This is a genomic window from Pseudomonas sp. AU12215 (assembly GCF_001675465.2).
Classification (GTDB): Bacteria; Pseudomonadota; Gammaproteobacteria; order Pseudomonadales; family Pseudomonadaceae; genus Pseudomonas; species Pseudomonas nitroreducens.
The window spans coordinates 54,160-66,718 of sequence record NZ_MACM02000184.1 but is presented as its reverse complement, the minus strand read 5'-3'; the positions used below and the strand labels follow the sequence as shown (position 1 = coordinate 66,718).

The 12,559-nt window shown below is 64.7% G+C and carries 9 protein-coding genes; 5 read left to right on the top strand and 4 right to left on the bottom strand.

Annotated features, from left to right (window positions below; translation table 11 throughout):
- The first annotated feature begins 195 nt into the window (after window positions 1-195).
- The 5 genes from A9513_RS32085 to A9513_RS32065 all read left to right on the top strand — a co-directional run bounded on the left by A9513_RS32085 (window position 196) and on the right by A9513_RS32065 (window position 7,073).
- The gene (locus A9513_RS32085) at window positions 196-1,725 is read left to right on the top strand and encodes a glucan biosynthesis protein G (RefSeq protein ID WP_141678563.1); all 1,530 of its coding nucleotides are present in this window, start codon (window positions 196-198) and stop codon (window positions 1,723-1,725) included.
- Window positions 1,718-4,291, top strand: a complete 2,574-nt coding sequence (gene mdoH, locus A9513_RS32080; protein WP_038803333.1) for a glucans biosynthesis glucosyltransferase MdoH — start codon at window positions 1,718-1,720, stop codon at window positions 4,289-4,291. Before A9513_RS32085 ends, mdoH begins: the two co-directional genes overlap by 8 nt.
- Before the next feature lie 221 nt (window positions 4,292-4,512).
- Window positions 4,513-5,310 carry a transporter substrate-binding domain-containing protein gene (locus tag A9513_RS32075; protein WP_024764181.1) on the top strand — a complete coding sequence of 266 codons (798 nt, stop codon included), beginning with the start codon at window positions 4,513-4,515 and terminating at the stop codon, window positions 5,308-5,310.
- Window positions 5,311-5,383: 73 nt separating this feature from the next.
- Window positions 5,384-6,346: an amino acid ABC transporter permease gene (locus tag A9513_RS32070; protein ID WP_065327944.1), complete on the top strand. Its 963-nt coding sequence runs from the start codon at window positions 5,384-5,386 to the stop codon at window positions 6,344-6,346.
- Window positions 6,339-7,073 carry an amino acid ABC transporter ATP-binding protein gene (locus A9513_RS32065; RefSeq protein WP_024764179.1) on the top strand — a complete coding sequence of 245 codons (735 nt, stop codon included), beginning with the start codon at window positions 6,339-6,341 and terminating at the stop codon, window positions 7,071-7,073. The genes A9513_RS32070 and A9513_RS32065 overlap by 8 nt, the downstream gene beginning before the upstream one ends.
- Window positions 7,074-7,469: 396 nt before the next feature.
- Here the strand turns inward: A9513_RS32065 and A9513_RS32060 are convergent, their stop codons facing one another.
- The 4 genes from A9513_RS32060 to ahcY form a co-directional block, all read right to left on the bottom strand.
- Complete coding sequence (locus A9513_RS32060; RefSeq protein ID WP_065327943.1) at window positions 7,470-9,509, bottom strand: DEAD/DEAH box helicase; 2,040 nt, start codon at window positions 9,507-9,509, stop codon at window positions 7,470-7,472.
- 154 nt (window positions 9,510-9,663) lie between these two features.
- Window positions 9,664-10,512 (bottom strand): methylenetetrahydrofolate reductase [NAD(P)H], encoded by an 849-nt coding sequence (metF, locus tag A9513_RS32055; protein ID WP_024764178.1) that lies wholly within the window; start codon window positions 10,510-10,512, stop codon window positions 9,664-9,666.
- Window positions 10,513-10,566: 54 nt separating this feature from the next.
- On the bottom strand, window positions 10,567-11,097 hold the full coding sequence (locus tag A9513_RS32050) for an HD domain-containing protein (RefSeq protein ID WP_024764177.1): 531 nt from the start codon (window positions 11,095-11,097) through the stop codon (window positions 10,567-10,569).
- 55 nt (window positions 11,098-11,152) lie between these two features.
- Window positions 11,153-12,559 (bottom strand): adenosylhomocysteinase, encoded by a 1,407-nt coding sequence (gene ahcY, locus A9513_RS32045; protein WP_024764176.1) that lies wholly within the window; start codon window positions 12,557-12,559, stop codon window positions 11,153-11,155.

The window sequence follows — 12,559 nt, the reverse complement described above, 5'->3', positions numbered from 1 at the left end:
TATGCATCTAGAACAATGCGCCTCCGGGAGCCGGAAGTACCCGTGGAAAAAAGCGGGGAATCATTCAGGCTCACCGGGGTCGGAATTCAATCGCCGGCAATTTGGCATCGCCTTTGCTGGCTTTAATCGTTTTGTGTTCACGGACGAGGGGGACTCGTGATTTTCCGTTCCGTTCAACAACCGCTTTCGCGCCACATCCTTCGCGGACTGGTCGGCTCCGCCCTGTTGGCGTTGAGCGCTACCCATGCCTGGGCCTTCAATCTCGACGACGTTGGCGAACAGGCCAAGGCGCTGGCTGCTGAGAAGTACAGCGCACCGACGAGCAACCTGCCATCGGAATTCAGCGAAATGAAGTTCGCCGATTACCAGCAGATTCGCTTCCGTAACGAGAAGGCCTACTGGGCCGACGAGAAGACCCCCTTCAAGATCAGCTTCTATCACCAGGGCATGCACTTCGACACCCCGGTGAAGATCAACGAAGTCACGGCGACCGACGTCAAGGAGATCAAGTACGATCCCTCCCGTTTCGACTTCGGTTCGCTGAAGTTCGACGCCAATGCGACCAAGGATCTGGGTTACGCCGGCTTCCGCCTGCTGTACCCGATCAACTCGCCGGACAAGCAGGACGAGATCGCCACCTTCCTGGGGGCGAGCTACTTCCGCATCATCGGCAAGGACCAGTGGTGGGGCCTCTCCGCCCGTGGCCTGGCGCTGGATACCGCGCTGCCATCGGGTGAGGAATTCCCGCGCTTCCGCGAGTTCTGGATCGAGAAGCCCAAGCCCAAGGACAAGCACCTGGTGATCTTCGCGCTGCTGGATTCGCCCCGCGCGACCGGCGCTTACCGCTTCACCATTCGTCCGGGCAACGACACCGTGGTCGATGTGAAGGCCCGCGTGTATTTGCGCGACAAGGTGAGCAAGCTGGGCCTGGCGCCCCTGACCAGCATGTTCCTGTTCGGCTCCAACCAGCCGTCCGCCGAGCACAACTTCCGCCCGGAACTGCATGACTCCACCGGTCTGCAGATCCACGCCGGCAACGACGAGTGGATCTGGCGTCCGCTGAACAACCCCAAACACCTGTCCGTCAGCGCCTACAGCGTCGAGAACCCGAAAGGATTCGGCCTGCTGCAGCGCGGCCGCGAGTTCTCCCGCTACGAAGACCTCGACGACCGCTACGACCTGCGTCCGTCCGCCTGGGTCGAGCCGCAGGGCGACTGGGGCAAGGGCACCATCGAGCTGGTGGAAATCCCGACCCCGGATGAGACCAACGACAACATCGTCGCCTTCTGGAATCCGGAGAAGCGCCCGGAAGCCGGCGAGCCGCTGGACTTCGCCTACCGCATGCGCTGGACCAAGGATGAGGACGCGCTGCACGACGCGAAGAACGCCTGGGTCATGCAGACCCTGCGCTCGGTCGGCGACGTGAAGCAGAAGAACCTGATTCGCCAGCCTGATGGCAGCGTCGCCCTGGTCGTCGACTTTGTCGGCCCGACCCTGAAGGCGCTGGCCGGCGATGCTCCGGTGAGCACCCAGGTGAGCACCGACGACAATGCCGAGGTGAAGGAAAACGCCCTGCGCTACAACGCGGTGACCAAAGGCTGGCGTCTGACCCTGCGGATCAAGGTCAAGGACCCGAAAAAGCCGACGGAAATGCGTGCGGCGCTGGTAAACGGCGGCCAGACCATTTCCGAAACCTGGAGCTACCAGCTGCCTGCCGATGAATAACTCCACCGCTACCACCGCGCCGGTGGCCGACTACCTCGCGCACCTGCCCCTTTCGGCGCAGGAGCGTGAGCAGCTGGCCCAGGCCGGTTCCTTCAGCGAGCTGCATCAGCAGCTCGCTGGCGATATCCAGGGCGAGGACGCTGCGCTGGCTTCGGTCGGCGCGCGTCTGCGCCACGGCTATGGGCAGGACCTGGACGATGCCCAGATGCTGGGCATGGACGACAACGGCCGCACCTACCTCAAGGCCGCGCCGCCGATCCAGCGCACCAAGGTGATTCCCGAACCCTGGCGCACCAACCCGATCATGCGCGGCTGGCGCCGCCTGACCGGGCGCAGCAATCCGGCCAAGCCCGCCCGCGACCTGCCCAAGGCGCGCTGGCAACGAGTCGGTTCGCTGCGCCGGTTCATCCTGGTCCTGCTCATGCTCGGCCAGACCACCGTCGCCACCTACTACATGAAAGGCATCCTGCCCTACCAGGGCTGGGCCTTCGTCGACCTGGAAGAGATCAACCGCCAGACCTGGCTGCAGACCCTGGAGCAGGTGCTGCCCTACGCCATCCAGTTCGGCGTGCTGACCCTCTTCGCCATCCTCTTCTGCTGGGTTTCTGCCGGGTTCTGGACCGCCCTGATGGGCTTCTGGGAACTGCTCACCGGCCGTGACCGCTACCGCATCTCCGGCAGCAGCGCGGGTAGCGAGCCGATTGCCGCCGACGCCCGCACCGCCATCGTCATGCCGATCTGCAACGAAGACGTCCCGCGCGTCTTCGCCGGCTTGCGGGCGACCTATGAATCGGTGGCGGCCAGCGGCGAGCTGGATCGCTTCGACTTCTTCGTGCTCAGCGACACCAATCAGCCCGACATCGCCATGGCGGAAGAAAAGGCCTGGATCGAGCTGTGCAAGGAAGCCCTGGGCTTCGGTCGTATCTTCTACCGTCGCCGCCGGCGCCGGGTGAAGCGCAAGAGCGGCAACATCGACGACTTCTGCCGTCGCTGGGGTGGCCAGTACAAGTACATGGTCGTCATGGACGCCGACAGCGTGATGAGCGGCGACTGCCTGACCAAGCTGGTGCGGCTGATGGAGGCCAACCCCGAGGCCGGCATTATCCAGACCGCGCCCAAGGCGTCGGGCATGGACACGCTCTATGCGCGCATGCAGCAGTTCGCCACCCGCGTGTACGGCCCGCTGTTCACCGCCGGCCTGCACTTCTGGCAGCTGGGCGAATCCCACTACTGGGGCCACAACGCGATCATCCGAGTGAAACCCTTCATCGAGCACTGCGCCCTGGCGCCGCTGCCGGGCAAGGGCTCCTTCGCCGGCGCGATCCTCTCCCACGACTTCGTCGAAGCCGCGCTGATGCGCCGCGCCGGCTGGGGCGTGTGGATCGCCTACGATCTGGAAGGCAGCTACGAGGAGTTGCCGCCCAACCTGCTGGATGAGCTCAAGCGCGACCGCCGCTGGTGCCACGGCAACCTGATGAACTTCCGCCTGTTCCTGGTCAAGGGCATGCATCCGGTGCATCGCGCGGTGTTCCTCACCGGCGTGATGTCCTACCTGTCGGCGCCCCTGTGGTTCTTCTTCCTGGTACTGTCCACCGCGCTGCTGGCGGTGCACCAGTTGATGGAGCCGCAGTACTTCCTCGAGCCGCGCCAGCTGTTCCCGATCTGGCCGCAGTGGCACCCGGAGAAGGCCATCGCCCTGTTCTCCACCACCCTGACCCTGCTGTTCCTGCCCAAGCTGCTCAGCGTCATGCTGATCTGGGCCAAGGGCGCCAAGGGCTACGGCGGCGTAATCAAGGTGACCCTGAGCATGCTGCTGGAAATGCTCTTCTCCGTGCTGCTCGCGCCGGTGCGCATGCTCTTCCACACCCGCTTCGTGCTGGCCGCCTTCCTCGGCTGGGAAGCCCAGTGGAAGTCGCCGCAGCGTGACGACGACGACACCCCGTGGAGCGAGGCGATTCGTCGCCATGGCCTGCAGACCCTGCTGGGCCTGTGCTGGGCGCTGCTGGTGGCGTGGCTGAACCCGCGGTTCCTGTGGTGGCTGTCGCCCATCGTCGGCGCGCTGATGCTGTCGATCCCGGTCTCGGTGATCAGCAGCCGGGTCAAGCTGGGCCTGGCCTCGCGCGACGAGAAGCTGTTCCTCATCCCCGAGGAATACGACACCCCGCGCGAGCTGCGCGCTACCGACGAGTATACCTACCAGAACCGCTGGCAGGCGCTGAAGGACGGCTTCGTCCGCTCTGCCGTGGACCCGGTGCTGAACGCCCTGGCCTGTGCCATGGGTACTGCCCGCCACGGCCAGTCCGCCGCCATCGAATCGACCCGCGCCGCGCTGGTCGAGAAGGCGCTGGAAGCCGGTCCCGAGCAGCTCGACGGCAACCGCCGGCTGGCGCTGCTGAGCGATCCGGTGGCGCTGTCGCGCCTGCACCTGGCGCTCTGGCAGGGGGACAGGGAACAGTGGATCGGTCCCTGGCGGCAATCGCTGAAGGCCGATGCCCATGCTCCCGCCGTCCCCTTGGCCCCGGTTGCGGAACAGGGCGTCTTGGCGCTGCCCGCCGCGCAATCCTGACCGCAGGTCGCCCCGTCTCGTTCGGGACGGGGCGACCTGCCGGTTTCCGCTGTTTTCCCCGCGCACCGCTGCTGGTAACCTTCGCCAGCTATCCAGAAAAGATTGAGATATCCGGCGCATGGGGTACGCTTCGCACCCTTCCGCGCAAGGCTTGCTCTTGCGCGCCCGGTTCGATCGCTGGGAAAAACAACAAGTTCTTTCACTTGCTTGGGAGTATGGGGATGAAAAAGTACCTGGCATCGCTGGTGATGGGCGTCTGCGCCCTGGTCAGCGTGAGCGCGGCTCAGGCCGGCGCCATCGATGAAGCGGCCAAGCGCGGCACCCTGCGCGTGGGCATGGACCCGACCTACATGCCGTTCGAGATGACCAACAAGCGCGGTCAGATCGTCGGCTTCGAAGTAGACCTGCTCAAGGCCATGGCCAAGTCCATGAACGTCAAGCTGGAACTGGTTTCCACCGCCTACGACGGCATCATCCCGGCCCTGCTCACCGACAAGTTCGACATGATCGGCTCGGGCATGACCCTGACCCAGGAACGCAACCTGCGCCTGAACTTCACCGATCCCTTCATCGTGGTCGGCCAGACCCTGCTGATTCGCAAGGAACTGCAAGGCGAGATCAAGTCCTACAAGGACCTGAACGACGCCAAGTACCGCATCACCTCGAAGATCGGCACCACCGGCGAATTTGTCGCCAAGAAGCAGCTCTCCAAGGCCCAGTACCACGGCTTCGACAACGAGCCCGAAGCGGTCATGGATGTGGTCAACGGCAAGGCCGACGCCTTCATCTACGACTCTCCGTACAACGTCGTTGCCGTCGGCAAGTTCGGCGCCGGCAAGCTGGTGCACCTGGATCAGCCGTTCACCTACGAGCCGCTGGCCTTCGGTCTCAAGAAGGGCGACTACGACTCGATCAACTTCATCAACAACTTCCTCAAGCAGATTCGTGAAGACGGCACCTACGATCGCATTCACGACAAGTGGTTCAAGAACACCGACTGGCTCAAGGACATGGAATAATCCACGTCTGACACTGGTCGACCCGACGCGCAGGCCCTGAGCCTGCGCGTTCGCATTTTCACGGTAGAGATTCGTGGCTAGAACGAAACGCGCAACCTGGCCCTGGCACGGGCTGACCGGACTGATCCTGCTGTTGATCGGCCTGGCCATCTGGTACTCCACTTCGCTGATCTCCTACGAGTGGCGCTGGAACCGCGTCCCGCAGTACTTCGCCTACCAGGCCGAAGAACCGCTGCGTGCGGACAGCATCTCGCGGGTGGAGAAGATCGAGCCGTACGGCAGCGATGCCCGCGTCACGCTGGTGGACGAGGATGGCAAGCAGCAGGTGCTGACCGTTGCGTCGGACAGCCTGCAGTTCTCCGAGAACGACGACGTCGCCGAAGGCGATGTGGTCGGCGCAACCCGCCACTGGGCGGCCGGCCCGCTCGCCTGGGGCCTGTGGACCACGCTGTGGATCTCTTTCGTTTCCGGCGCGTTCGGTCTGTTCATCGGCCTGTTCACCGGTCTCTGCCGTCTGTCGAAGAACCCGACGCTGCACGACCTCTCGACCCTCTACGTCGAGCTGGTGCGCGGTACGCCGCTGCTGGTGCAGATCTTCATCTTCTACTTCTTCATCGGCACCGTGCTGAACCTGTCCCGCGAGTTCGCCGGCGTGGCAGCGCTGGCGCTGTTCACCGGCGCCTATGTGGCCGAGATCGTCCGTGCCGGCGTGCAGTCCATCGCTCGCGGCCAGGACGAGGCGGCGCGCTCTCTGGGCCTGAATGCCGCGCAGTCGATGCGCCACGTGATCCTGCCGCAGGCCTTCAAGCGCGTGCTGCCGCCGTTGGCCGGGCAGTTCATCAGCCTGGTGAAAGACACTTCCCTGGTCTCGGTGATCGCCATCACTGAACTGACCAAGAGCGGCCGCGAGGCGATCACCACCTCGTTCTCCACCTTCGAGATCTGGTTCTGCGTCGCCGCCCTCTACCTCGTGATCAACCTGCCGCTGTCGCATCTGGCGGGGCGCCTGGAGCGGAGGCTCGGCCAAAGTGATTGAAGTCCGTAACCTGACCAAGGTCTTCGATACCCGCGGGCAAGTCGTGCGCGCGGTGGATGACGTCACCACCGGTGTGGCCAAGGGTGAGGTCGTGGTGGTGATCGGCCCGTCCGGCTCGGGCAAGTCCACCTTCCTGCGTTGCCTGAATGGCCTGGAGGAGTTCGACTCCGGCTCGGTGAGCATCGACGGCCTCGATCTCGCCAACCCGAAGACCGACGTCAACGCCTACCGTCGCGAAGTCGGCATGGTCTTCCAGCACTTCAACCTGTTCCCGCACATGACCGTGCTGGAAAACCTGTGCCTGGCGCAGAAAGTCGTGCGCAAGCGCGGCAAGGCGGAGCGCGAGGCCAAGGCCAGGGCGCTGCTGGATAAGGTCGGCATCGGCCAGAAGGCCAATGAGTACCCGTCGCGCCTCTCCGGCGGCCAGCAGCAGCGCGTGGCCATTGCCCGCGCGCTGTGCATGGACCCGAAGGTGATGCTGTTCGACGAACCCACCTCGGCGCTCGACCCGGAAATGGTCGGCGAGGTGCTGGACGTGATGAAGACCCTGGCCGTGGAAGGCATGACCATGGTCTGCGTGACCCACGAGATGGGCTTCGCCCGCGAAGTGGCGGATCGCGTGCTGTTCTTCGATCATGGCAAGCTGCTGGAGGACGCCGCCCCGGCGGAGTTCTTCGCTCAGCCCAGGGATGCCCGCGCGCAGAGCTTCCTGCGGCAGGTGCTGTGAGGTATTCGCCGCTGTGAAAGAGCCGCCTTCGGGCGGCTTTTTGGTGTTTGCTCGGGGGTGAGGGATGGCTTTGGTAGGAGCAACTGTCTTCTTCAGGTAAGTCCGTGCCAGTGCCTTCCCTCACCCCAGCCCTCTCCCAGAGGGAGAGGGAGCCGCCCGTGCCGGCGGGCACCAAGGTTTCATCCTGCACCGAACGGTCCCCTCTCCCTCTGGGAGAGGGTTAGGGTGAGGGCTGATCCGAGTACAGGACTGTCGGGTAGGAGCAACTCCGTCCGTGATAGCTCACAGCGAGCTCGGAACATCGCGGACAAAGTCCGCTCCTACGATCACAGGGAACACCGGCGACAAATCCCGGACAAAAAGAAACCGCCCCGGAGGGCGGTTTCTTCTGCAGCGTCAGTCGCGGTTGCGGGTCAGCAGCGCGGGACGCTCGGTCTTGCGGCGCGGTTCCAGCTCTTCCAGCTGCTCCGGTGTCGGGAAGCGGTCGGTGCGGACCAGGTCGCGCTTGTTGATCACTACCGGTTGGCGGGTCGGCTTGGCGGCGCCGTACTCGCTCGGCTCGCGCAGCGGGGCGTCGTTCATGCGCGAAGCCGGAGCCTTGCCGCCGCGCTTGCGCTGGCCGGCCTTGCCCTGAGCGTTGCCGCCCTGGCCCTGGGTGCGACCGCCGCCGTTAGGCTTCTTGGCGGCGCGGCCCTGGCCTTGCCCCTGGCCACGGTTCTGACCGCTTCCGCCCTGGCCGGCACCTTGGCCACCCTGGCCGCGCGGGCGCTGCTGGCCCTGCCCCTGGTTCTGGCCTTGCCCCTGGCCGCCACGGCGGCGCTGGCTGCGCTGCTGGTCCTTGTCCGGGAACGGGCTGACGTAGTCGGCGCGGTTGCCAAAGTTGTCGAAGTCGTCGTCGAGGAACTCTTCAGGATCGCGGTTACCGTCGACCTTCGGTGCTCGGACCTGCCTGGGCTGCTGCTGGCGGCCCTGACCCTGCTGGTCCTGCTGCCGGGGCTGGCGAGGCTCACGAGCCTGGGTGTGGGCGTTCGGCTGAGCGTCGCTGCCCTGGCCGTCACCCTTCTTCTTGCCACGGCCGCCACGACGACGGCGCTTGCCGGCTGGCTTGTCGCTGTCGGCGAATTCGCCTTCAGCTGCGGGGGCAGCGTTCTGCTGGTCCTCACCCTGGGGCTGCTGAGGCTTGTCCTTGCTGCGGTCTTTGCGTTCGCCACGCTTGGCCTTGTCCTTGCGCGGCTGGCGCTGAGGTACTTCGCGGGCCTCGGGCTGCTGGACCTCGGGCAGCACGGTATCGGGGTCGAAGCCCTGCATGTCGCCATCGGGGATGCGCTGCTTGGTCAGGCGTTCGATGGCCTTGAGCAGTTTGTCTTCGTCCGGCGCCACCAGCGAGATGGCTTCACCGGTGCGACCGGCACGGCCGGTACGGCCGATGCGGTGAACGTAGTCTTCCTCGACGTTGGGCAGCTCGTAGTTGACCACGTGAGGCAGTTGGTCGATGTCCAGGCCGCGGGCGGCGATGTCGGTGGCGACCAGGATGCGCACGTCGTTGGCCTTGAAATCAGCCAGGGCCTTGGTGCGCGCATTCTGGCTCTTGTTGCCGTGGATCGCGGCAGCCGGCAGGCCATGCTTGCTCAGGTATTCGGCGAGGCGGTTGGCGCCGTGCTTGGTGCGGGTGAACACCAGCACCTGTTCCCAGGCACCCACGGTCACCAGGTGCGCCAGCAGGGCGCGCTTCTGCACCGACGGGATGCGGAACACGCGTTGTTCGATGCGCTCGACGGTGGTGTTCGGCGGGGTGACCTCGATGCGCTCCGGGTTGTGCAGGAGCTTGTTGGTGAGGTCGATGATGTCTTTGGAGAAGGTCGCCGAGAACAGCAGGTTCTGGCGCTTGGCCGGCAGCTTGGCGAGGACCTTTTTCACGTCATGGATGAAGCCCATGTCGAGCATGCGGTCGGCTTCGTCGAGGACGAGGATTTCCACATGGGACAGGTCGACGCTGCCCTGACCGATCAGGTCGAGCAGGCGGCCGGGGCAGGCGACCAGGACGTCGACGCCCTTGGACATCGCCTGCACCTGGGGATTCATGCCGACGCCGCCGAAGATGCAGGCGCTTTTCAGCGGCAGGTCGCGGGCGTAGACCTTGAAGCTGTCGTGCACCTGGGCTGCCAGCTCGCGGGTCGGAGTCAGTACCAGGACACGGGCCTGGCGTGGGCCATGGCGGTGTTCGCGGTCCGGGTGACCTTCGGGGAACAGGCGTTCGAGCACCGGGAGGGCGAAGCCGCCGGTCTTGCCGGTGCCGGTCTGTGCGGCAACCATGAGGTCGCGGCCTTGCAGTACGGCGGGGATGGCGCGTTCCTGAACGGGAGTGGGGCGCGCGTAGCCGGCGGCTTCAACGGCGCCAGCCAGGGCCTCGGAGAGACCGAGGGAAGTAAAGGACATGCGGGGTTCCTGTAGGCCGGCAACCTGCCGGCTCGAGGGCGCGTGATTTCAAGCTCGGGGCGAGCGCTCAGCCTTGGGCTGGAAGCACTCCGCCCACGATACGCCGGCGTTGCGCTGGCCGGGATCGTGGACGGTAAGCCCGGAGCAATGATCCTCAGCGGGGGAGCTTGAGGTTGTTCCAGAGCGCCAGGCTGGGTTCAGCCTGGTTCAGGGTGTAGAAATGCAGACCCGGTGCGCCGCCTTCCAGGAGACGTTCGCACATGTCGGTGATGACCTGCTCACCAAAGGCCTGGATGCTGGCGATGTCGTCGCCGTAGGCTTCCAGTTGCTTGCGAATCCAGCGGGGGATTTCCGCGCCACAGGCGTCGGAGAAGCGGGCCAGTTTGGTGTAGTTGGTGATCGGCATGATACCCGGTACGACCGGAATGCTGACACCGAGTTTCTCCGCACGCTCGACAAAATGGAAGTAGCTGTCGGCGTTGAAGAAGTATTGTGTGATGGCAGAGTCGGCGCCGGCTTTGACCTTGCGCACGAAATTCGCCAGATCATCCTCGAAATTGCGCGCTTGCGGGTGAACTTCCGGATAGGCGGCAACTTCGATGTGGAAGTGGTCGCCGGTTTCGGCGCGGATGAATTCCACCAGTTCGTTGGCGAAACGCAGTTCGCCGCTGGCCATGCCCATGCCCGAGGGCAGGTCGCCACGCAGGGCGACGATGCGACGGATGCCGGCGTCCTTGTAATGGGCCAGCAGGGCGGAGAGCTCGGCCTTGGTGTCGCCGACGCACGACAGGTGCGGGGCCGTCGGCACCTGCACGTCGCCGTCCAGCTGCAGCACGGTGGTCAGGGTGCGGTCGCGGGTGGAGCCGCCGGCACCGTAGGTGCAGGAGAAGAAGTCGGGCTTCTTCGCTGCCAGCTGGCGCGCGGTGGCCAGCAGTTTTTCATGGCCGGCTTCGGTCTTGGCGGGGAAGAACTCGAAGCTGAAACGGCGATCTTTCTGACTCATGGTCGTTCCTTCGGCGCCACATCATTGCGCGGCTGCCGGCATGTGCCGTCGACTTCAGAAGTAACGGCGATAATGGTCTATCTTCGTGCGCAGTCGCTCGGCGCTGGGCTCGTGCACATGGCCGAGGACGGCCAGGATACGCTGCGACTCCCCATGGTATTCGGCGATCTTGCTCCGCGCCCAGGTCGAGGGTGGCGGCTGCAGGTTGGTGATCCGGTCACACAGCTTGACGATCGCATATTGCTGCGCGCCGGTTGCCAGCCTTTCGAGGTAGGTATCGAATGACAGCTTTTCGCCATTCACCACCTTGCTCAGGCGTTGGGCGCCCTCGGCGACGAACTCGCCGAAATCCGTCTGCAGTTCCTCGAAGGGCACCGGGGTGTCCTCGAGTACGTCGTGCAGCAGTGCAATCTGGACGGTCTCCGCCAGGCGCTCGATGGGCGCTTCGCGGTCGGCCGCCATCACTTCGTTGGCCACCATCGCCAGGTGGACCGCGTAGGGCAGCGTCGAGGCGGTCAGCGTCTGCCCGGCGTGCGCGCCGGCGGCGAAGATCCAGGCCTGGTTGTAGCTGTCCTGCAGGTCCATGCAAGGTTTCCAATGGCAAAGAGGGCAGACGATTGCTCGTCTGCCCTCTGGTACATCAGTAGCGGTAGGTGTCCGGCTTGAACGGGCCTTCCACGGTCACGCCGATGTACTCGGCCTGTTTCGGGGTCAGCTGGGTGACGACGCCACCGAAGCCTTTCACCATCTCCAGGGCCACTTCTTCGTCCAGCTTCTTCGGCAGTACTTCGACGGTCAGGCGCTGGGCCTTCTTCTCGGCGGAGAGGTCGGCGTACTTCTGCTCGAACAGGAAGATCTGCGCCAGTACCTGGTTGGCGAAGGAGCCGTCCATGATGCGGCTCGGGTGGCCGGTGGCGTTGCCCAGGTTCACCAGACGGCCTTCGGCCAGCAGGATCAGGTAGTCGTCGTTGGCCGGATCGAAATCGCCAGCGCCGGTGCGGTGGATCTTGTGCACCTGCGGCTTGACCTCTTCCCAGGCCCAGGTCTTGCGCATGAAGGCGGTGTCGATCTCGTTGTCGAAGTGGCCGATGTTGCACACCACGGCGCGCTTCTTCAGCGCTTTCAGCATGCCCGCGTCACAGACGTTGACGTTGCCGGTGGTGGTGACGATCAGGTCGATCTTGCCCAGCAGGGCGGCGTCAACGCTGGCTTCGGTGCCGTCGTTCAGGCCGTTCTTGTACGGGGAGACCAGCTCGAAGCCGTCCATGCAGGCCTGCATGGCGCAGATCGGGTCGATTTCGGAAACCTTCACGATCATGCCTTCCTGACGCAGCGACTGGGCGGAGCCCTTGCCCACGTCGCCGTAGCCGATCACCAGGGCCTGCTTGCCCGACAGCAGGTGGTCGGTGCCGCGCTTGATGGCATCGTTCAGGCTGTGACGGCAGCCGTACTTGTTGTCGTTCTTGCTCTTGGTCACAGCGTCGTTGACGTTGATCGCCGGGACTTTCAGGGTGCCGGCCTTGAGCATGTCGAGCAGGCGGTGAACACCGGTGGTGGTTTCTTCGGTGACACCGTGGATGCGCTCGAGCATCTGCGGGTATTTCTTGTGCAGGATCTCGGTCAGGTCACCGCCGTCGTCCAGCACCATGTTGGCGTCCCACGGCTGGCCATCCTTGAGGATGGTCTGCTCAATGCACCACTCGTACTCCTGCTCGGTCTCGCCTTTCCAGGCGAACACCGGGATGCCGGCGGCAGCGATGGCGGCAGCGGCCTGATCCTGGGTGGAGAAGATGTTGCAGGAGGACCAGCGCACTTCGGCGCCCAGCGCAGTCAGGGTCTCGATCAGCACGCCGGTCTGGATGGTCATGTGGATGCAGCCGAGGATTTTCGCGCCCTTGAGCGGCTGGCTGGCGGCGTACTTGCGGCGCAGGCCCATCAGAGCCGGCATTTCGGACTCGGCGATGATCAGCTCGCGGCGGCCCCAGGCGGCCAGGGAAATGTCGGCGACTTTGTAGTCAGTAAAAGCAGCGCTCATGTGTAACTCCAT